We start from the raw sequence: 21,352 nt of genomic DNA, 5'->3' as shown, positions 1-21,352 counted from the left end.
GACGACATGGCTAATTTCTTTATTCAGAGACCGGTTTTCGCCTGGGTACTTGCCATCATTTTGATGATTGCAGGTGGGCTGGCCATTCTCAAACTTCCCGTCGCACAGTATCCGACCATTGCCCCTCCCGCCGTGGCGATATCCGCGACCTACCCGGGAGCTGACGCTCAAACGGTGCAGGATACCGTGACCCAGGTTATCGAACAGAACATGAACGGTATCGATAAGCTGATGTATATGTCCTCCACCAGCGATTCAGCGGGTAACGTCACCATCACCCTGACCTTCGAGTCCGGAACCGATCCGGATATCGCCCAGGTGCAGGTGCAGAACAAGCTGCAGCTCGCCATGCCGTTGCTGCCGCAAGAGGTACAGCAGCAAGGGATTGGCGTGGAGAAATCCAGCAGCAGCTTCCTGCTGGTCGCCGGCTTTGTTTCAGACAACAAAAATCTCACGCAGAATGACATCTCTGACTATGTCGCGTCGAACGTCAAAGATGCCATCAGCCGAACGTCTGGCGTCGGTGACGTTCAGCTGTTTGGCGCTCAGTATGCGATGCGCATCTGGCTCGACAGCAACGCGATGAACAAATACCAGCTGACGCCGCAGGATATTATCAACCAGCTGAAAACGCAGAACGATCAGATAGCGGCAGGCCAGCTGGGCGGAACGCCGTCCATTCCCGGGCAGCAGCTGAATGCCTCGATCATCGCGCAAACCCGCCTGAAATCTCCGGAGGAGTTTGGCCGCGTGACGCTGAAGGTGAACCAGGACGGCTCGATGGTTCATCTGAAGGACGTGGCTCGCATTGAGCTGGGCGGCGAAAACTACAACATGGTCACTAAAATCAACGGGCAGGCGGCAACCGGTCTGGGGATTAAGCTGGCAACCGGGGCAAATGCGCTGGACACTGCGGCAGCCATTAAGAGCAAGCTGGCGCAACTGCAACAGTTCTTCCCGCAGGGGCTGAAAGTCGTCTATCCCTATGACACCACCCCTTTTGTGAAAATCTCCATTCATGAAGTGGTGAAGACCCTGTTTGAAGCAATCATTCTCGTCTTTCTGGTCATGTACCTGTTCCTGCAAAACCTGCGGGCGACGCTCATCCCGACTATCGCGGTGCCGGTTGTTCTGCTGGGTACCTTTGCGGTTCTGGCGGCATTCGGTTTCTCCATCAATACTCTGACGATGTTCGGCATGGTGCTGGCGATAGGTCTGCTGGTCGATGACGCTATCGTGGTCGTTGAGAACGTTGAACGCGTCATGGTCGAGGACAAACTGCCGCCGAAAGAGGCCACGCAGAAGTCGATGGAGCAGATCCAGGGTGCACTGGTCGGGATCGCCATGGTGCTCTCGGCGGTCTTTATTCCGATGGCCTTTTTTGGCGGCTCGACGGGGGCGATCTATCGCCAGTTCTCGCTGACTATCGTTTCCGCAATGGCGTTGTCCGTACTGGTTGCGCTAATCCTGACGCCCGCCCTCTGCGCAACGTTGCTTAAGCCCGTATCCGGCGGCCATCATGAGAATAAAGGTGGCTTCTTCGGCTGGTTTAATGCGCTCTTCGATAAAAGCGTGGAGCATTACAGCAACAGCGTGAGCGGTATTTTGCGTAAGGCAGGGCGCTATCTGGCGGTGTACGTCATTATCGTCGGAGGGATGGCGGTGCTCTTCCTGCGCTTGCCTACCTCCTTCCTGCCCGAAGAGGATCAGGGGGTGTTTATGACGATGGTTCAACTCCCGGCGGGTGCAACCCAGACGCGTACTCAGCAGGTCCTTGATCAGGTTCAGGACTACTATCTGAACAAAGAGAAAGCGAACGTTGAATCCGTCTTTACCGTAAACGGCTTTAGCTTTAGCGGCCAGGGTCAGAACGCCGGTATTGCCTTCGTCAGCCTGAAGCCCTGGGAGGAGCGCCCGGGGGCGGAAAACGGCGTTGAAGCCATTGTGGGTCGCGCGACGAAAGCCTTCAGTCAAATTAAAGACGGCCTCGTGTTCCCGTTTAACCTGCCTGCAATTATCGAACTGGGTACCGCCACGGGCTTCGATTTTGAATTGATCGATCAGGCCAACCTGGGGCATACCCAGCTGACGCAGGCGCGTAACCAACTGCTCAGCATGGTGCATGAGCACCCTGACCTGCTGGTTCGCGTGCGCCCTAACGGTCTTGAAGATACGCCTCAGTTCAAGCTGGATGTCGATCAGGAGAAAGCGCAGGCGCTGGGCGTCAGTCTTTCTGACGTCAACCAGACGATTTCGACGGCCTTAGGTGGCAGCTATGTGAACGACTTTATCGATCATGGGCGCGTGAAAAAGGTCTATGTCCAGGCCGACGCAAAATTCCGTATGTTGCCAGGAGATATTAATAACCTTTACGTGCGCAGCGCGAATGGGGAAATGGTCCCGTTCTCCGCCTTCAGTAACGCTCACTGGGTCTATGGTTCACCTCGTCTGGAGCGCTATAACGGGATGCCCTCTATGGAGATCCTGGGTGAATCCGCTCCGGGTAAAAGTACCGGTGAGGCCATGGCTATGATGGAAAGCCTCGCGGCAAAACTGCCTTCTGGTATCGGCTATGACTGGACGGGGATGTCTTATCAGGAGCGCCTCTCGGGTAACCAGGCGCCAGCACTGTACGCCATTTCACTGATCGTGGTGTTCCTGTGCCTGGCTGCGCTGTATGAAAGCTGGTCCATTCCGTTCTCCGTCATGCTGGTTGTGCCGCTGGGGGTCATTGGGGCTCTTCTCGCAGCGTCGCTGCGCGGGTTAAACAACGACGTCTATTTCCAGGTCGGCCTGCTGACGACGATTGGTTTATCGGCGAAAAACGCCATCCTGATCGTCGAATTTGCTAAAGACCTGATGGATAAAGAAGGCAAAGGCATTATTGAAGCCACGCTGGAAGCCTCCAGGATGCGCCTTCGACCGATCCTGATGACGTCCCTGGCCTTTATTCTTGGCGTCATGCCGCTGGTGATCAGCACCGGGGCCGGGAGCGGCGCGCAAAACGCCGTCGGTACGGGCGTTATGGGGGGAATGCTTTCCGCAACGCTTCTGGCAATTTTCTTCGTGCCCGTCTTCTTTGTGGTTGTTCGGCGACGGTTTACTCACCATAAAGATTAATGTTTCCCTGAAAAGGCACCTCTGGTGCCTTTTTATTTTTAACATAAACAACGAATTAGATTTTACATAAAGGCAGCATTAAGAATATGATGATTTGCATTAAGTAAAAACAGTCTCTTGTAACTCCATAATGTCTCCATTAATTCCTCCTGAAACCGACTTTTCTCCACGATTTTTACAAACTACATAATTTGAGATTATTCCTCGTGTAACGAGGACTTACCCCGGTGGTAAAATAACCTCCAGTTCGTTAATCGCCCTCCTGGCTTTATAGCGGATGAGAAATAATACTGAGGTAACATCATGAAAAGATTCATTTCCGTTGCACTTCTCGCTGCGCTGCTTGCTGGTTGCGCGCACGATTCTCCATGTGTACCGGTTTACGACGACCAGGGCCGACTGGTTCATACCAATACCTGTATGAAAGGCACCACCCAGGATAACTGGGAGACTGCGGGTGCTATCGCCGGCGGTGCTGCCGCAGTAGCGGGTCTGACGCTGGGTATTGTTGCCCTGACCAAGTAACATCTGTTGAGAAAGCGCGGCTCTGGCCGCGCTTTTGCTTTTAATGAGTGCAGTATTTTCAAATAAGTAAAAAAATAGCCCTGTATATATTCACTAAATTAATCTAAGCCTGAAGTCAGTCACAACTTTTTCGCATACTCATTCACATTACTTATTCTATCGTGATGATTTTCACACATTAATATTATTGAATACCCTGCCAATATTCACGCTGAAAACTATCTCTTCTTTTTCCTGACCCGACTCGCAACTTTTGCTCCGATTTGTGGCACAGGTTGCAATTTCGCACCGTTTCGGGGCGCTCGTTTTATTTAAGCCTGTCTACACTCAGCATTAAGCGTTCACTCGTCTCTTATTTTGTCGAACGCAAAACTGGCATTACGTTTGCTTTATAAACGTTGGCCAAAGCCACAGACAGGTAAAGCGTTTAAAAACGCCTCTATAACGATAAATTTCGCCACACAGGATGCATTATGAAAAAGACGATGATAGCCAGCCTGGCCGCTGCAGGCATGTTGTTTGCCGTAGCTGGTCAAGCCCATGCGGGAACGACACTGGATGCCGTTAAAAAGAAAGGTTTTGTTCAATGTGGTATCAGTGACGGTTTGCCTGGCTTCTCTTATGCCGATGCGAACGGCAAATTTACCGGTATTGATGTGGATGTCTGCCGTGGCGTTGCAGCCGCCGTTTTTGGCGATGACAGCAAAGTAAAATATACCCCGCTGACGGCGAAAGAGCGCTTTACGGCGCTGCAGTCCGGCGAGGTCGACATGCTCTCCCGTAATACCACCTGGACTTCCTCCCGTGATGCAGGCATGGGGATGTCATTTACGGGCGTGACCTATTATGACGGCATCGGCTTCCTGACCCACAATAAAGCTGGCCTGAAAAGCGCCAAGGAACTGGATGGCGCCACCGTTTGTATCCAGGCGGGCACCGATACCGAGCTGAACGTCGCGGATTATTTCAAAGCAAACAACATGAAATACACCCCGGTGACATTCGACCGCTCGGATGAATCGGCCAAAGCGCTGGAATCCGGCCGTTGCGACACGCTTGCCTCTGACCAGTCACAGCTGTATGCCTTACGCATTAAGCTGAGCAACCCGGCAGAGTGGATTGTCCTGCCTGAAGTGATCTCCAAAGAACCTCTCGGCCCCGTCGTTCGTCGTGGTGATGAAGACTGGTTCTCCATTGTTCGCTGGACGCTGTTTGCCATGCTGAACGCAGAAGAGATGGGCATCAATTCCAAAAACGTTGATGAAAAAGCCGCTAAGCCATCCAACCCGGATATGGCACACCTGCTCGGTAAAGAAGGTGATTTCGGCAAGGATCTGAAGCTGGATAACAAGTGGGCTTACAACATCATCAAACAGGTGGGCAACTACTCTGAGATCTTTGAGCGCAACGTGGGATCGGAAAGCCCGCTGAAGATCAAACGCGGCCAGAACAATCTCTGGAACAACGGCGGTATTCAGTACGCACCACCAGTACGTTAAGTCATAGCTGTAACGGGCACTGCTCCGGCAGTGCCCACTCCAGAGTCATGGTTACTGAGGTTTCTTTATGTCCCATCGCCGCTCAGCCGTAAAAGGATCGCTATCCTTTTCTCATCCCGCGGTCCGCGCCTGGCTATTCCAGATTATTGCTATTGTTGCGGTTGTACTCATCGCCGTGTATCTCATCCATAACACCATCACCAACCTGAATAATCGCGGCATTACCTCCGGTTTCGCGTTTTTAGATCGCAGCGCGGGGTTTGGTATCGTTCAGCACCTTATTGATTACCAGGAAGGTGACACGTACGGACGCGTGTTCGTAGTCGGTTTACTGAATACGCTGTTGGTATCGGCGCTTTGTATCGTCTTCGCATCGATACTGGGCTTCTTTATTGGCCTGGCGCGTCTTTCTGAAAACTGGCTCCTGCGGAAACTGTCGACTGTTTATATTGAGACGTTCCGCAATATCCCCCCGCTCCTGCAGATATTCTTCTGGTATTTCGCCGTACTGCGTAACCTTCCCGGTCCCCGCCAGGCCGTCGACGCGTTTGAGCTGTTTTTCCTGAGTAACCGTGGGTTGTCCATTCCTTCTCCTCAGCCGGGTGAAGGGCTGTACGCTTTTATCGGCGCGATTGTGATAGCGCTTGCGCTCTCTGCGGGGGTATTCCGTTTTAACCGCAAGCATCAGATAAAAACCGGTCAGCTTCGTAGAACCTGGCCTACGGCAGCTGTCCTGATCGTTAGCCTGCCGCTAATAGCACACTGGCTGTTTGGAGCAGCGCTGCACTGGGATATTCCACATCTGCGGGGCTTTAACTTTCAGGGCGGGATGGTATTAATTCCCGAGCTGGCAGCCCTGACGCTGGCGCTGTCGATTTATACGTCCGCGTTTATTGCCGAGATTATCCGTGCGGGGATCCAGGCCGTACCTTACGGGCAGCACGAGGCGGCGCGCTCTCTGGGATTGCCCCATACCGTGACGCTTCGCCAGGTCATCATTCCGCAGGCTTTACGGGTCATCATTCCCCCTCTGACCAGCCAGTATCTCAACATCGTCAAAAACTCGTCGCTGGCCGCTGCCATTGGTTACCCGGATATGGTGTCACTCTTCGCCGGAACCGTGCTTAACCAGACCGGACAAGCCATTGAAACCATCGCCATCACGATGTCTGTCTATCTGATCATCAGCCTGGTGATTTCACTGCTGATGAACCTTTATAACCGCCGTATAGCACTGGTCGAGCGCTAAGGATCTATGATGACAAAAGCGATACTGTCGCACTCCTCGCGCCCTGCCAACTCGACAGGTGGACGTTTCATTCTGTGGGCGCGTAAGAATCTGTTCTCCAGCTGGAGTAACAGCCTGCTGACGATTGTCTGCCTGTGGCTCATGTGGGAATTGATTCCTCCCCTGCTGAACTGGGCGTTTTTACAGGCCAACTGGGTCGGTTCAACCCGAGCAGACTGCACTAAAGCCGGCGCCTGCTGGGTGTTTATTCATGAGCGCTTCGGCCAGTTTATGTATGGATTGTATCCCCATGAACAGCGCTGGCGGATTAATCTGGCGCTGGTTATCGGCCTGCTTTCTGTCGCAGCTATGTTCTGGAAAAAGCTGCCTCATCGTGGACGCTATATTGCCGGCTGGGCAGTGGTTTATCCGATTATTGTCTGGGTGCTGTTGTATGGCGGTTTCCTGGGGCTGGAACGCGTTGAAACACGCCAGTGGGGCGGCCTGACGCTGACGCTGATTATTGCTTCAGTGGGGATAGCCGGTGCGCTACCGTGGGGGATTTTACTGGCCCTGGGACGGCGTTCAAAAATGCCGATCGTCCGCGTGCTCTCCGTTATATTCATTGAGTTCTGGCGCGGCGTACCGCTTATCACCGTGTTGTTTATGTCGTCGGTCATGCTGCCGCTGTTTATGGCAGAGGGAACAACCATCGACAAGCTGATCCGTGCCCTGGTGGGGGTGATTCTCTTCCAGTCCGCCTATGTCGCTGAAGTTGTACGTGGTGGTCTGCAAGCGTTACCTAAAGGCCAGTACGAAGCGGCGGAATCACTGGCGCTCGGTTACTGGAAAACGCAGGGGCTGGTCATTCTTCCACAAGCACTCAAGCTGGTCATTCCGGGTCTGGTTAACACGATCATCGCCCTCTTCAAGGATACCAGCCTGGTGATCATCATCGGATTGTTCGATCTCTTTAGCAGCGTGCAACAGGCAACCGTTGACCCTGTCTGGCTGGGTATGTCCACCGAAGGATATGTCTTTGCTGCCCTGATCTACTGGATCTTTTGTTTTAGCATGTCGCGCTACAGCCAGCATCTGGAAAAGCGCTTTAACACCGGGCGTACACCGCACTGAGGAAATTATGAGCCAAATAACTATGACACCCGCCGACGCGATGATTACGCTGGAAAATGTGAATAAATGGTACGGACAATTTCATGTCCTGAAGGACATTAATCTTAAGGTCAAGCAGGGAGAGCGCATTGTCCTTTGCGGCCCTTCTGGATCCGGGAAATCCACAACCATTCGCTGTATTAATCATCTTGAAGAACATCAGCAAGGACGCATTGTGGTTGATGGTATCGAGCTGAATGAAGATATCCGCAATATCGAGCGCGTACGTCAGGAAGTGGGAATGGTATTTCAGCACTTTAATCTGTTTCCGCACCTGACCGTTCTGCAGAACTGTACGCTTGCGCCAATTTGGGTACGAAAGATGCCAAAAAAGGAAGCGGAGGCGTTGGCAATGCACTACCTGGAGCGTGTACGTATCGCAGAGCATGCTAATAAATTCCCTGGCCAGATATCAGGTGGCCAACAGCAGCGTGTGGCTATCGCCCGTTCGCTGTGTATGAAACCGAAAATTATGCTGTTTGATGAACCGACATCTGCCCTCGATCCGGAAATGGTGAAAGAGGTTCTGGACACCATGATTGGGCTGGCACAATCCGGTATGACCATGCTCTGTGTGACGCATGAGATGGGGTTTGCGCGAACCGTGGCCGACCGGGTGATCTTTATGGACCGCGGTGAGATTGTCGAACAGGCGCCGCCGGATGAGTTCTTTGCCCATCCGAAGTCAGAACGTACGCGAGCATTCCTGTCGCAGGTGATTCATTAGTCGTTTGCTCTGCCGGGTGGAGGCTTCGCCTTACCCGGCCTACCCTTTTTTCGGCGCATAAACGCAAAAAGGCCATCCTTTCGGATGGCCTTCTCACTTATTTGATGTCTGGCAGTTCCCTACTCTCACATGGGGAGACCCCACACTACCATCGGCGCTACGGCGTTTCACTTCTGAGTTCGGCATGGGGTCAGGTGGGACCACCGCGCTAAAGCCGCCAGACAAATTCTTTTACTTCTTGCCGAACTTTAACCTAAGTATAAAGTGGTGCTGATACCCAGAGTCGAACTGGGGACCTCACCCTTACCAAGGGTGCGCTCTACCAACTGAGCCATATCAGCACGCTAAATTTGATGCCTGGCAGTTCCCTACTCTCACATGGGAGACCCCACACTACCATCGGCGCTACGGCGTTTCACTTCTGAGTTCGGCATGGGGTCAGGTGGGACCACCGCGCTAAAGCCGCCAGGCAAATTCTGTTAAATCTGTATCAAAGCTGAAATTTGATTGTCTGTCTCTCGTCCGCCGAAACAGCTTCGGCGTTGTAAGGTTAAGCCTCACGGTTCATTAGTATCGGTTAGCTCAACGCATCGCTGCGCTTACACACCCGACCTATCAACGTCGTAGTCTTCAACGTTCCTTCAGGACCCTTAAAGGGTCAGGGAGAACTCATCTCGGGGCAAGTTTCGTGCTTAGATGCTTTCAGCACTTATCTTTTCCGCATTTAGCTACCGGGCAGTGCCATTGGCATGACAACCCGAACACCAGTGATGCGTCCACTCCGGTCCTCTCGTACTAGGAGCAGCCCCCCTCAATTCTCCAGCGCCCACGGCAGATAGGGACCGAACTGTCTCACGACGTTCTAAACCCAGCTCGCGTACCACTTTAAATGGCGAACAGCCATACCCTTGGGACCTACTTCAGCCCCAGGATGTGATGAGCCGACATCGAGGTGCCAAACACCGCCGTCGATATGAACTCTTGGGCGGTATCAGCCTGTTATCCCCGGAGTACCTTTTATCCGTTGAGCGATGGCCCTTCCATTCAGAACCACCGGATCACTATGACCTGCTTTCGCACCTGCTCGAGCCGTCACTCTCGCAGTCAAGCTAGCTTATGCCATTGCACTAACCTCCTGATGTCCGACCAGGATTAGCTAACCTTCGTGCTCCTCCGTTACTCTTTGGGAGGAGACCGCCCCAGTCAAACTACCCACCAGACACTGTCCGCAACCCGGATTACGGGTCTACGTTAGAACACCAGCCATTAAAGGGTGGTATTTCAAGGTCGGCTCCACGCAGACTGGCGTCCACGCTTCAAAGCCTCCCACCTATCCTACACATCAAGGACCAGTGTTCAGTGTCAAGCTATAGTAAAGGTTCACGGGGTCTTTCCGTCTTGCCGCGGGTACACTGCATCTTCACAGCGAGTTCAATTTCACTGAGTCTCGGGTGGAGACAGCCTGGCCATCATTACGCCATTCGTGCAGGTCGGAACTTACCCGACAAGGAATTTCGCTACCTTAGGACCGTTATAGTTACGGCCGCCGTTTACCGGGGCTTCGATCAAGAGCTTCGCGTTACCGCTAACCCCATCAATTAACCTTCCGGCACCGGGCAGGCGTCACACCGTATACGTCCACTTTCGTGTTTGCACAGTGCTGTGTTTTTAATAAACAGTTGCAGCCAGCTGGTATCTTCGACTGATTTCAGCTCCACCCGCAGGGGCTTCACCTACATATCAGCGTGCCTTCTCCCGAAGTTACGGCACCATTTTGCCTAGTTCCTTCACCCGAGTTCTCTCAAGCGCCTTGGTATTCTCTACCTGACCACCTGTGTCGGTTTGGGGTACGATTTGATGTTACCTGATGCTTAGAGGCTTTTCCTGGAAGCAGGGCATTTGTTACTTCAGCACCGTAGTGCCTCGTCATCACACCTCAGCGTTAAAAGGTACCGGATTTACCTGGAACCTCCGCCTACATGCTTAAACCGGGACAACCGTCGCCCGGCTAACATAGCCTTCTCCGTCCCCCCTTCGCAGTAACACCAAGTACAGGAATATTAACCTGTTTCCCATCGACTACGCCTTTCGGCCTCGCCTTAGGGGTCGACTCACCCTGCCCCGATTAACGTTGGACAGGAACCCTTGGTCTTCCGGCGAGCGGGCTTTTCACCCGCTTTATCGTTACTTATGTCAGCATTCGCACTTCTGATACCTCCAGCATGCCTCACAGCACACCTTCAACGGCTTACAGAACGCTCCCCTACCCAACAACGCATAAGCGTCGCTGCCGCAGCTTCGGTGCATGGTTTAGCCCCGTTACATCTTCCGCGCAGGCCGACTCGACCAGTGAGCTATTACGCTTTCTTTAAATGATGGCTGCTTCTAAGCCAACATCCTGGCTGTCTGTGCCTTCCCACATCGTTTCCCACTTAACCATGACTTTGGGACCTTAGCTGGCGGTCTGGGTTGTTTCCCTCTTCACGACGGACGTTAGCACCCGCCGTGTGTCTCCCGTGATAACATTCTTCGGTATTCGTAGTTTGCATCGGGTTGGTAAGCCGGGATGGCCCCCTAGCCGAAACAGTGCTCTACCCCCGAAGATGAGTTCACGAGGCGCTACCTAAATAGCTTTCGGGGAGAACCAGCTATCTCCCGGTTTGATTGGCCTTTCACCCCCAGCCACAAGTCATCCGCTAATTTTTCAACATTAGTCGGTTCGGTCCTCCAGTTAGTGTTACCCAACCTTCAACCTGCCCATGGCTAGATCACCGGGTTTCGGGTCTATACCCTGCAACTTAACGCCCAGTTAAGACTCGGTTTCCCTTCGGCTCCCCTATACGGTTAACCTTGCTACAGAATATAAGTCGCTGACCCATTATACAAAAGGTACGCAGTCACACCACGAAGGTGCTCCCACTGCTTGTACGTACACGGTTTCAGGTTCTTTTTCACTCCCCTCGCCGGGGTTCTTTTCGCCTTTCCCTCACGGTACTGGTTCACTATCGGTCAGTCAGGAGTATTTAGCCTTGGAGGATGGTCCCCCCATATTCAGACAGGATACCACGTGTCCCGCCCTACTCTTCGAGTTCACAACCTGTGTGCTTTCGTGTACGGGGCTATCACCCTGTATCGCCGGACTTTCCAGACCGTTCCACTAACACACAAGCTGATTCAGACTCTGGGCTGCTCCCCGTTCGCTCGCCGCTACTGGGGGAATCTCGGTTGATTTCTTTTCCTCGGGGTACTTAGATGTTTCAGTTCCCCCGGTTCGCCTCGTTAACCTATGTATTCAGTTAACGATAGTGTGACGAATCACACTGGGTTTCCCCATTCGGACATCGCCGGGTCAAAGGTTCATATCACCTCGCCGGCGCTTTTCGCAGATTAGCACGTCCTTCATCGCCTCTGACTGCCAGGGCATCCACCGTGTACGCTTAGTCGCTTAACCTCACAACCCGAAGATGTTTCTTTCGATTCATCATCAAATTGCGAAAATTTGAGAGACTCGAACACACCATTAAAGATGTGTCGTTTCAATTTTCAGCTTGATCCAGATTTTTAAAGAGCAAATATCTCAAACGTCACCCGAAGATGAGTTTTGAGATATGACGGCAGGTGACTTTCACTCACGAACCAGCAAGTGGCGTCCCCTAGGGGATTCGAACCCCTGTTACCGCCGTGAAAGGGCGGTGTCCTGGGCCTCTAGACGAAGGGGACACTGAAGTCTCAATCGCAAGACGCCTTGCTATTTACTTTTCATCAGACAATCTGTGTGGACACTACAAAGGCAGGTTCTTTAAGGTAAGGAGGTGATCCAACCGCAGGTTCCCCTACGGTTACCTTGTTACGACTTCACCCCAGTCATGAATCACAAAGTGGTAAGCGCCCTCCCGAAGGTTAAGCTACCTACTTCTTTTGCAACCCACTCCCATGGTGTGACGGGCGGTGTGTACAAGGCCCGGGAACGTATTCACCGTAGCATTCTGATCTACGATTACTAGCGATTCCGACTTCATGGAGTCGAGTTGCAGACTCCAATCCGGACTACGACGCACTTTATGAGGTCCGCTTGCTCTCGCGAGGTCGCTTCTCTTTGTATGCGCCATTGTAGCACGTGTGTAGCCCTACTCGTAAGGGCCATGATGACTTGACGTCATCCCCACCTTCCTCCAGTTTATCACTGGCAGTCTCCTTTGAGTTCCCGGCCGAACCGCTGGCAACAAAGGATAAGGGTTGCGCTCGTTGCGGGACTTAACCCAACATTTCACAACACGAGCTGACGACAGCCATGCAGCACCTGTCTCAGAGTTCCCGAAGGCACCAATCCATCTCTGGAAAGTTCTCTGGATGTCAAGAGTAGGTAAGGTTCTTCGCGTTGCATCGAATTAAACCACATGCTCCACCGCTTGTGCGGGCCCCCGTCAATTCATTTGAGTTTTAACCTTGCGGCCGTACTCCCCAGGCGGTCGACTTAACGCGTTAGCTCCGGAAGCCACGCCTCAAGGGCACAACCTCCAAGTCGACATCGTTTACGGCGTGGACTACCAGGGTATCTAATCCTGTTTGCTCCCCACGCTTTCGCACCTGAGCGTCAGTCTTTGTCCAGGGGGCCGCCTTCGCCACCGGTATTCCTCCAGATCTCTACGCATTTCACCGCTACACCTGGAATTCTACCCCCCTCTACAAGACTCTAGCCTGCCAGTTTCGAATGCAGTTCCCAGGTTGAGCCCGGGGATTTCACATCCGACTTGACAGACCGCCTGCGTGCGCTTTACGCCCAGTAATTCCGATTAACGCTTGCACCCTCCGTATTACCGCGGCTGCTGGCACGGAGTTAGCCGGTGCTTCTTCTGCGGGTAACGTCAATTGCTGAGGTTATTAACCTCAACACCTTCCTCCCCGCTGAAAGTACTTTACAACCCGAAGGCCTTCTTCATACACGCGGCATGGCTGCATCAGGCTTGCGCCCATTGTGCAATATTCCCCACTGCTGCCTCCCGTAGGAGTCTGGACCGTGTCTCAGTTCCAGTGTGGCTGGTCATCCTCTCAGACCAGCTAGGGATCGTCGCCTAGGTGAGCCATTACCCCACCTACTAGCTAATCCCATCTGGGCACATCTGATGGCAAGAGGCCCGAAGGTCCCCCTCTTTGGTCTTGCGACGTTATGCGGTATTAGCTACCGTTTCCAGTAGTTATCCCCCTCCATCAGGCAGTTTCCCAGACATTACTCACCCGTCCGCCGCTCGTCACCCAGGAGCAAGCTCCCTGTGTTACCGCTCGACTTGCATGTGTTAGGCCTGCCGCCAGCGTTCAATCTGAGCCATGATCAAACTCTTCAATTTAAGTTTGATGCTCGTGAATTAAACTTCGTAATGAATTACGTATGTTCACTCAGAGACTTGGTATTCATTTATTGTCCGAAGACGTTAAGAATCCATGTCACTTTGAGTGCCCACACAGATTGTCTGATAAATTGTTAAAGAGCAGTGCAACGCGGCTTTCGCTCACCGTTGCGAGGTGGCGTATATTACGCTTTCCTCTTTCAGAGTCAACCCGTTATTTCAGGATTTTTTCTCTTCAACCGAACCGCTTGTTGTGTGAAGTGATTCACATCCGCCGTGTCGATGGGAGCGCATTATAGGGATCCCATTTTTTAGCACAAGTATTTTTTAGATCTTTTTTTCCGACTGCTGATTTTCCGCGCTTTTCGCTGAAATCCCGCCCGATCTGCTTAAATATTGACGTATTTTGCCTTGCCTCGATCCATTACTATGATCAAAGTCTTCTGTATAGCGCTCATTGTTAGAGGTAGATATGCCCGCAGTATTACGTCCTTATAAAGATCTCTTCCCCCAAAAAGGCGATCGCGTGATGATCGATGCCAGCAGCGTGGTGATTGGTGATGTCCGAATGGCCGATGACGTCAGCATCTGGCCGCTCGTCGCCATCAGGGGAGATGTTAACTATGTGTCGATTGGCGCCCGTACCAATATTCAGGACGGCAGCGTTCTGCATGTCACGCACAAATCCTCCTATAACCCGGACGGTAATCCCCTCATCATTGGAGAAGAGGTTACCGTCGGCCATAAAGTGATGCTTCACGGCTGCACTATCGGAAATCGCGTACTTGTTGGCATGGGGTCGATTTTGCTGGATGGCGTCATAGTAGAAGATGACGTAATGATTGGTGCCGGTAGCCTGGTACCACAGAACAAACGGCTGGAGAGTGGCTATCTCTACCTGGGAAGCCCGGTAAAACAGATCCGCCCCCTGAAGGAGGCGGAGATCGAAGGGTTAAAATACTCGGCGAACAACTACGTTAAATGGAAGAATGACTATTTGGATCAGGACAACCAAACCCAGCCCTGATCGTCTTCCTGCTGTTCGCGGATTAAATCGCTGGCTTCCTCTTCCAGATCCCAGCGATTTTCGCAAAATATCGCTATCGGGTCTGAACCGCCAAAACGACGCAACAGCGTTTCCCCAGCAATGGCACAGGTAAGTTGCATACCCTGCACCAGCACTGGAAAACAGACCGCTTGTTTACTCTCATCCCAGTTTTCTCTGTCCGGGAAATGAATAGCCTGGTTCACGCCGAAAGCTCCTGCTTTAACTTTTCAATGACAGGTTCGACCGCAGGCAACACGCCATGCCAGAGCAGCACCGCATGCGCAGCCTGCCCCACCAGCATTCCCAGTCCATCGGCTAACTGCTTCGCGCCGTGTTGTTCACACCAGTAAAGGAAAGGCGTCTTCCCTTTCTGATAAAACATGTCATAGAAGTACATATGCGCGCTGACCAGAGAAGCGGGAATTGCCGGGATCTCACCATTGATGCCGCTGGACGTGGCGTTGATGACAAGATCGAACTCACGATCGGCAAGATCGTCAAGCGCTACCGCGCTCACGCTGCCGGTATGCGCAAACAACGCCGCCAGCGCTTCCGCGCGGGAAAAGGTTCTGTTGGTAATGGTCACCGCACAGTCCATTGAAAGCAGAGGCAACAGCACTCCCCGCGATGCGCCACCCGCACCAATCAGCAGGACCCGGAATCCGGGCTTAATAAACGACAATCGTTCCAGATCGCTAAGTAAACCAATTCCGTCGGTGTTGTCACCCAAAAGGCGTCCATCCTCAAGCCGTTTTAGGGTATTGACCGCACCAGCCAGTGAAGCGCGCTCGGTCAGCTCATCCGCACGTTCGAAGGCTTCCTCTTTAAAAGGAACCGTCACATTCGCGCCTTTACCGCCCGCGGCGAAAAAAGCCTCCAGCGTTGGGATAAATGCATCCACCGGTGCCAGTACGCGACCATAGGGATGATTTATCTGCAGCTGCTTCGCAAATTGCTGATGAATCAACGGTGACTTGCTGTGTGCAATCGGATTACCAAAAACAGCATAGGTTTCCATGAGATTACCCCTGGCGAAAACGTTCGCCGGTCAAAGCGTCGCGAATTTCAGACGGATTCAGGCGCCCTCCCGTTTCACCGACCGCAACAGGGAAGTCATTCCCGAACTGCGCCAGTACTTCTTCGGTTGACCGACAAGGTGGCAATCCGGTCAGGTTGGCGCTGGTTGAGACCAGCGGTTTACCAAATGCCAGACAAAGCTCAACCACCAGCGGATGGTCAGTTACGCGAACGGCGAGGGAATCAAAGCGTCCGGTTAACCAGCGCGGCGTTGTTGGCTGCGCCGGGAAGACGAAGGTCACAGGCCCAGGCCACGCGGAGAAGATAGTCTCGCGCTGCGCCAGCGTCAGCATGGAGTCATCGATATAGTGTTTAAGCTGCTCATAATTCGCAGCGATCAAAATTAGCCCTTTCTCGACAGGTCTTTGTTTTAAGGCAAGCAGACGGCTCACTGCCGTCTCGCTGTCAGGATCGCAACCGACCCCAAAAACAGCTTCAGTTGGATAGGCGATGACTTCTTCATTTTTCAGTACGTCCACTGCATGCGCAATGGAGCCTGATGGCAGGTTATTATTCACTATTTTGATCCGCCGTAACCGGCTTTCCACATTGTTTACTGGCACAGAAGCGTTTCATGCCTTGCGCAGTTTTCTTCTCTATAAGTAGCGGATAATTGCAATGAGGGCAGGTTCCCGCTACCGGTTTAAAATTGATAACGAACTGGCATTCAGGGTAGCGATCGCACGAATGGAACGTCTTACCATAACGGGAACGGCGCTGTACCAACTGACCGCGCTGACACTGAGGGCACGCAATTGCCGTTTCATCAGGCTTATCAATTTGTTCCGTATGTTCGCATTCCGGGTAGCGGCTACATCCAATAAACATGCCGAAACGCCCCTGACGCAGGGCTAATTCACCACCGCAGACTGGACAAAACTTACCCTCCAGAATTTTAACGATATGTCCATCCGCCTGGCTTTTCAGGGGACGGACATAATCACATTCCGGATAGTGTGAACAACCGAGAAACGGGCCGTGTTTCCCGGACCGAATAACAAGTTCAGCCCCGCACTGCGGGCAGGGCTCGTTTTTATGCACCGTGAATAGTGCTGATTTGGCCATAACAACTCTTGGTGCTGCACATTGAATTAGTGCAGCATACCTTCATTCACTTCAAAGAGTAATTCTTCCATTTGCTGATAGGCGTTTTCACAGCCCGGGATATTAAACAGAACCATCAGGATCACCCACTTGAGATCTTCCAGTTCAAATTCTGCTGTATCCAGCGCCATGGCGCGCTCTATCACCATTTCTCTCGTTTCGAGGTTCAGCACCTGAATCTGCTCAAGGAATAAGATGAACCCCCGGCAGCTGGCGTCCAGCCTTTCACACTCTTCCGCTGTATAAATGCGTACTGACAATGGGTCAGAAGCAAGCTGCATCGGTTCGGCGAGGCCTTCCTGATAATCAGCCAGTTTTTCCAGCCACATCAACGCATTATAGATATCTTCCCGCTCAAACCCCGCATCGGTAAGATCCTGTGTCAATTTGTCCTGATCCACTCGCATTTCTGCTTCGTTATGGATGTAAGTCTCAAACAAATACATCAGTACGTCGAACATGGCATGCCCTCCTTAATCGGACATAGCCGCCGGGTACAGCTGCGATCCACCCTGCTAACTCCAGTTCGAGTAGCTGTGCTACCGTTACTGGCACAGGTTGGCCGGCACGTTCAGCGACAACGTCAACAGGTGTTACCTCATCTCCTACGTTAGCCAGGAGCTTGGGAAATGGCAATGCCACCTTTCCCTGATCTGATGAATATTGTCGCTTTTCGGGATCTTCCTGCAGCCATTGCAACCCATATTGCAAATTTTCAAGAATATCTCCTACTTCCGTTACCGGCGTAGCCCCTTGCTTAATCAGCCAGTGGGGCCCCTCGCATCCGGGATTACCTATCGGACCAGGCAAGGCGAAGACTTCTCTCCCCTGCTCGAGCGCGCATCGCGCCGTGACCAGCGAACCGCTTCGGCGCGCCGCTTCAACCACCAGTACGCCTTTGCTAAGCCCGCTGATGATTCGATTACGACGTGGAAAGTTTGCCGGCCTGGGCTGTGCGGAAAGCGGAAACTCAGACACTATCGCGCCGTCAGATTCAATAAGCCGCATCGCCAGTGCCTGATGCCGGCGTGGATAAATGCTAAAAAGACCGTTCCCCAGCACCGCTACGCTTCGTCCCTTAACTGACAGCGCCGCGCTGTGGGCTACGCCGTCAATACCGCAGGCCAGCCCGCTGGTGATCGTGAAACCGCTTTGTGACAGTTGTTCGCACAGGATTTTCCCCCATCGCTCGCCGTACCATGACGGCGCACGACTGCCTACCACCGCCAGTTGAACCGTATTAAGCGTCTCAGGGTTACCTTTTACGAATAATGCCCCGGGATAATCAGGGATCGTGCGGAGCAAAGGGGGATAAAGGGGATGGTTGGCCGTTAATAAATGATGTCCCGGCTGCTCGAGCCACATAAGGCTACGTTCCAGCTCGCTCTCATCGAGTGCAAAGAAGCGTTCAGTCTGCTTTGCTGTCAGCCCGACGTTTCTGGCCACGGGCACGTTGAGGTGTTCCTGCTTCTGCAGTCGCGCAGCCACTTCCAGCATTACATCACCACACAGAGACCCTGTGTGTATTAGCCGTAACCATATCTCGGTAGACGTCATCCTTTCCCCTGCCATAAGCGGCCTCCGCAATCATTGCGATTGGTCACTGATGCTGTCAATCGATGGGGGATTTGTCTAGAATAGAAAGAGTATTCTTATCAACTCCTGAACACGACTCTGGAAATTTATGGCAGTTTTGCAAGTGTTACATATTCCGGACGAGCGCCTTCGCATCGTCGCTGAACCGGTCAAAGAAGTGAATGCAGAAATCCAGCGTATCGTTGATGATATGTTCGATACCATGTACGCCGAAGAAGGCATTGGCCTGGCGGCCACGCAGGTGGACATTCACAAGCGAATTATCGTGATTGATGTTTCCGAAAATCGCGATGAACGTCTGGTACTGATCAACCCTGAGCTGCTCGAAAAGAGTGGCGAAACCGGTATTGAGGAAGGCTGTCTGTCCATTCCTGAACAGCGCGCTTTAGTACCGCGTGCCGAAAAGGTGAAAATTCGCGCGCTGGATCGCGACGGTAATCCGTTCGAACTGGAAGCAGACGACCTGCTGGCAATTTGTATTCAGCATGAGATGGACCACCTGGTCGGTAAACTGTTTATCGATTATCTCTCGCCGCTGAAGCAGCAGCGTATTCGTCAGAAAGTAGAGAAACTGGATCGTTTGCGTTCTCGCGCATAACGCCCCCCCAGATACAAGGATCATCGTGTCTAAAACACTACGTATTATCTTCGCGGGAACCCCTGATTTTGCAGCGCGTCATCTTGACGCGCTGTTATCGTCTGGTCACCAGGTTGTTGGCGTCTTTACCCAGCCGGACCGTCCGGCTGGTCGCGGCAAAAAATTGATGCCGAGCCCAGTAAAGGTGCTGGCAGAAGAGCAAGGGCTACCCGTTTTCCAGCCTGCATCGTTACGCCCGCAGGAAAATCAGCAGCTGGTTGCTGACCTGAATGCCGACGTAATGGTGGTAGTGGCTTACGGTTTAATTCTGCCAAAAGCTGTGCTTGATATGCCACGCCTGGGTTGCATCAACGTGCACGGGTCTCTGCTCCCGCGCTGGCGTGGTGCTGCACCTATCCAGCGCTCGCTGTGGGCGGGTGATGCCGAAACGGGCGTTACCATCATGAAGATGGACGTAGGTTTAGACACCGGCGATATGCTGTATAAACTGGCGTGCCCCATTACGTCAGACGATACCAGCGCTACGCTGTATGACAAACTGGCAGACCTTGGTCCACAAGGGCTTATCGAGACGCTCCAGCAGCTTGCTGACAACACGGCGAAACCGGAAGTTCAGGATGACGCGCTGGTGACGTATGCCGAAAAACTGAGCAAAGAAGAAGCGCGTATCGACTGGTCCCTGTCAGCCGCGCAACTTGAACGCTGCATCCGCGCTTTTAATCCGTGGCCGATGAGCTGGATGGAGATTGATGAGCAGCCGGTGAAAGTCTGGAAAGCCTCCGTCATTAGCGGTACTACCACGGCTGAACCCGGTACGATTGTTGACGCCAACAAGAACGGGATCCAGGTGGCGACTGCACAAGGGATCCTGAATCTTGAATCGCTACAACCGGCCGGCAAGAAGGCCATGAGCGCTCAGGATCTGTTAAATTCCCGCCGCGAATGGTTTATTCCGGGCAATCGTCTTGCCTGAGCAAATTTATCCTTAAGGCCCGGTGTTTCCGGGCATTTTTATTTTTACGGTTATGAAAAAACAAAATCTACGCAGTATGGCGGCTCAGGCCGTTGAGCAGGTTATCGAGCAGGGCCAGTCATTAAGTAACGTCCTGCCTCCCCTGCAACAAAAAGTCTCTGATAAAGACAAAGCCCTGCTTCAGGAGCTCTGCTTTGGCGTTCTGCGCACGCTTTCTCAGCTTGAGTGGTTGATTAACAAGCTGATGTCACGCCCAATGACAGGCAAGCAGCGCACCGTACACTATTTGATTATGGTGGGTTTTTATCAGCTTCTTCATACCCGCATCCCACCTCATGCCGCGCTGGCTGAGACGGTGGAAGGCGCCGTTGCGATTAAACGCCCTCAGCTGAAAGGGCTGATCAACGGCGTACTGCGTCAGTTTCAGAGACAGCAGGAAGAGCTTCTGGCTGAATTTGCCCAAAGCGAAGCACGTTTTCTGCACCCTGACTGGCTGTTGAAGCGCCTGAAAAAAGCTTATCCACAGCAGTGGCAGGAGATTGCCGATGCCAACAATCAGCGTCCGCCAATGTGGTTACGCGTGAATCGTAATCACCACAGCCGTGACGCATGGCTGAGCTTGCTCGAACAAGCTGGAATGAGTGGATTCCCACATGAAGCCTATCCGGATGCCGTACGCTTAGCCTCACCGACACCGGTACATGCATTACCCGGTTTTGATGAAGGCTGGGTAACCGTACAGGATGCCTCGGCTCAGGGTTGCATGACCTGGCTTGAACCCAAAAATGGTGAGCAGATCCTCGATCTGTGCGCCGCGCCTGGGGGCAAAACGACGCATATTCTTGAAGTGGCTCCGCAGGCCAGCGTGCTGGCAGTGGATGTCGATGAACAGCGTCTCTCACGCGTCTACGACAACCTCAAGCGTCTGGGCATGAAGGCTCAGGTTAAGCAGGGCGATGGACGCAAACCCGCAGAATGGTGTGGTGAAACGCAATTCGATCGCATTTTGCTGGATGCCCCCTGCTCTGCAACCGGTGTTATTCGTCGTCATCCGGACATCAAGTGGCTACGCCGCGATCGTGATATTCAGGAACTTGCCCAACTGCAATCCGACATTCTCGACGCCATTTGGCCGCATCTTAAATCTGGCGGAACGCTGGTCTATGCGACCTGCTCCGTACTGCCGGAAGAAAACAGCCAGCAAATCGCGGCCTTCCTTAAACGTACGTCGGACGCCGCGCTGCGCGATACGGGAACGCCTGAATCCCCGGGTCTGCAGAACCTGCCGGGTGCTGAAGAGGGCGATGGCTTCTTTTACGCTAAGCTAATCAAAGAGTGA

At 52.8% G+C, this 21,352-nt stretch carries 16 protein-coding genes, 2 tRNA genes and 4 rRNA genes; 10 read left to right on the top strand and 12 right to left on the bottom strand.

Annotation, left to right across the window (positions count from 1 at the left end; all coding sequences use genetic code 11):
- Window positions 1-6 precede the first annotated feature (6 nt).
- The 6 genes from ACJ69_RS19280 to ACJ69_RS19255 all read left to right on the top strand — a co-directional run bounded on the left by ACJ69_RS19280 (window position 7) and on the right by ACJ69_RS19255 (window position 8,272).
- Window positions 7-3,120 carry an efflux RND transporter permease subunit gene (locus tag ACJ69_RS19280; RefSeq protein ID WP_059347546.1) on the top strand — a complete coding sequence of 1,038 codons (3,114 nt, stop codon included), beginning with the start codon at window positions 7-9 and terminating at the stop codon, window positions 3,118-3,120.
- A 303-nt stretch (window positions 3,121-3,423) separates the two neighbouring features.
- On the top strand, window positions 3,424-3,645 hold the full coding sequence (locus ACJ69_RS19275; protein WP_008502867.1) for a lipoprotein: 222 nt from the start codon (window positions 3,424-3,426) through the stop codon (window positions 3,643-3,645).
- A 473-nt stretch (window positions 3,646-4,118) separates the two neighbouring features.
- Window positions 4,119-5,144: an amino acid ABC transporter substrate-binding protein gene (locus ACJ69_RS19270; RefSeq protein WP_023333654.1), complete on the top strand. Its 1,026-nt coding sequence runs from the start codon at window positions 4,119-4,121 to the stop codon at window positions 5,142-5,144.
- 67 nt (window positions 5,145-5,211) lie between these two features.
- The gene (locus ACJ69_RS19265; protein WP_023309438.1) at window positions 5,212-6,393 is read left to right on the top strand and encodes an amino acid ABC transporter permease; all 1,182 of its coding nucleotides are present in this window, start codon (window positions 5,212-5,214) and stop codon (window positions 6,391-6,393) included.
- A 9-nt stretch (window positions 6,394-6,402) separates the two neighbouring features.
- On the top strand, window positions 6,403-7,506 hold the full coding sequence (locus ACJ69_RS19260; RefSeq protein WP_038417796.1) for an amino acid ABC transporter permease: 1,104 nt from the start codon (window positions 6,403-6,405) through the stop codon (window positions 7,504-7,506).
- 7 nt (window positions 7,507-7,513) lie between these two features.
- Window positions 7,514-8,272 (top strand): amino acid ABC transporter ATP-binding protein, encoded by a 759-nt coding sequence (locus ACJ69_RS19255; RefSeq protein WP_014171880.1) that lies wholly within the window; start codon window positions 7,514-7,516, stop codon window positions 8,270-8,272.
- Window positions 8,273-8,378: 106 nt separating this feature from the next.
- On the opposite strand, the gene rrf (ACJ69_RS19250) is transcribed toward ACJ69_RS19255, so the two are convergent.
- The 6 genes from rrf (ACJ69_RS19250) to ACJ69_RS19225 all read right to left on the bottom strand — a co-directional run bounded on the left by rrf (ACJ69_RS19250) (window position 8,379) and on the right by ACJ69_RS19225 (window position 13,617).
- A 5S ribosomal RNA gene (rrf, locus tag ACJ69_RS19250) occupies window positions 8,379-8,494 on the bottom strand.
- Window positions 8,495-8,537: 43 nt separating this feature from the next.
- Window positions 8,538-8,613 (bottom strand) — tRNA-Thr (locus ACJ69_RS19245).
- A gap of 14 nt (window positions 8,614-8,627) precedes the next feature.
- Window positions 8,628-8,742: ribosomal RNA gene (gene rrf, locus ACJ69_RS19240) — 5S ribosomal RNA — on the bottom strand.
- A 76-nt stretch (window positions 8,743-8,818) separates the two neighbouring features.
- A 23S ribosomal RNA gene (locus tag ACJ69_RS19235) occupies window positions 8,819-11,723 on the bottom strand.
- Window positions 11,724-11,916: 193 nt separating this feature from the next.
- A tRNA-Glu gene (locus ACJ69_RS19230) sits at window positions 11,917-11,992 on the bottom strand.
- Window positions 11,993-12,077: 85 nt separating this feature from the next.
- Window positions 12,078-13,617, bottom strand: a 16S ribosomal RNA gene (locus ACJ69_RS19225).
- The 16S, 23S and 5S rRNA genes sit together here with 2 tRNA genes alongside, the layout of an rRNA operon.
- A 472-nt stretch (window positions 13,618-14,089) precedes the next feature.
- Between ACJ69_RS19225 and ACJ69_RS19215 the strand changes: the two genes are divergently transcribed.
- Window positions 14,090-14,644 (top strand): gamma carbonic anhydrase family protein, encoded by a 555-nt coding sequence (locus tag ACJ69_RS19215; RefSeq protein ID WP_047646180.1) that lies wholly within the window; start codon window positions 14,090-14,092, stop codon window positions 14,642-14,644.
- Here the strand turns inward: ACJ69_RS19215 and ACJ69_RS19210 are convergent.
- Genes ACJ69_RS19210 through dprA form a run of 6 tightly spaced genes read right to left on the bottom strand, consistent with a single transcriptional unit; the run spans window position 14,620 to window position 18,403 of the window.
- Window positions 14,620-14,868 (bottom strand): DUF1488 family protein, encoded by a 249-nt coding sequence (locus ACJ69_RS19210; RefSeq protein ID WP_054830161.1) that lies wholly within the window; start codon window positions 14,866-14,868, stop codon window positions 14,620-14,622. The genes ACJ69_RS19215 and ACJ69_RS19210 overlap by 25 nt on opposite strands.
- Entirely contained in the window at window positions 14,865-15,683 is an 819-nt protein-coding gene (gene aroE / locus ACJ69_RS19205) for a shikimate dehydrogenase (protein ID WP_059347544.1), read from the bottom strand. Before aroE ends, ACJ69_RS19210 begins: the two co-directional genes overlap by 4 nt.
- Before the next feature lie 4 nt (window positions 15,684-15,687).
- Window positions 15,688-16,260 (bottom strand): L-threonylcarbamoyladenylate synthase type 1 TsaC, encoded by a 573-nt coding sequence (tsaC, locus tag ACJ69_RS19200; RefSeq protein WP_059347542.1) that lies wholly within the window; start codon window positions 16,258-16,260, stop codon window positions 15,688-15,690.
- Entirely contained in the window at window positions 16,253-16,807 is a 555-nt protein-coding gene (locus ACJ69_RS19195) for a DNA topoisomerase family protein (protein WP_059347540.1), read from the bottom strand. The genes tsaC and ACJ69_RS19195 overlap by 8 nt, the downstream gene beginning before the upstream one ends.
- 26 nt (window positions 16,808-16,833) lie before the next feature.
- Window positions 16,834-17,307 carry a DUF494 family protein Smg gene (smg, locus tag ACJ69_RS19190; RefSeq protein ID WP_059347539.1) on the bottom strand — a complete coding sequence of 158 codons (474 nt, stop codon included), beginning with the start codon at window positions 17,305-17,307 and terminating at the stop codon, window positions 16,834-16,836.
- Window positions 17,279-18,403 carry a DNA-protecting protein DprA gene (gene dprA, locus ACJ69_RS19185; protein WP_059347537.1) on the bottom strand — a complete coding sequence of 375 codons (1,125 nt, stop codon included), beginning with the start codon at window positions 18,401-18,403 and terminating at the stop codon, window positions 17,279-17,281. The genes smg and dprA overlap by 29 nt, the downstream gene beginning before the upstream one ends.
- Before the next feature lie 127 nt (window positions 18,404-18,530).
- Here dprA and def point away from each other — a divergent pair, with 127 nt between their 5' ends.
- Genes def through rsmB form a run of 3 tightly spaced genes read left to right on the top strand, consistent with a single transcriptional unit; the run spans window position 18,531 to window position 21,352 of the window.
- A complete protein-coding gene (gene def / locus ACJ69_RS19180; protein WP_006812188.1) occupies window positions 18,531-19,040 on the top strand; it encodes a peptide deformylase in 510 nt (169 codons plus the stop codon).
- Between the two features lie 25 nt (window positions 19,041-19,065).
- The gene (gene fmt / locus ACJ69_RS19175) at window positions 19,066-20,013 is read left to right on the top strand and encodes a methionyl-tRNA formyltransferase (protein ID WP_029740641.1); all 948 of its coding nucleotides are present in this window, start codon (window positions 19,066-19,068) and stop codon (window positions 20,011-20,013) included.
- A 52-nt stretch (window positions 20,014-20,065) separates the two neighbouring features.
- Window positions 20,066-21,352: a 16S rRNA (cytosine(967)-C(5))-methyltransferase RsmB gene (gene rsmB / locus ACJ69_RS19170; protein ID WP_059347852.1), complete on the top strand. Its 1,287-nt coding sequence runs from the start codon at window positions 20,066-20,068 to the stop codon at window positions 21,350-21,352.

Origin of the sequence: Enterobacter asburiae (assembly GCF_001521715.1) — a bacterium.
Taxonomy (GTDB): Bacteria; Pseudomonadota; Gammaproteobacteria; order Enterobacterales; family Enterobacteriaceae; genus Enterobacter; species Enterobacter asburiae.
This window is presented reverse-complemented; position numbering and strand designations above follow the sequence as displayed.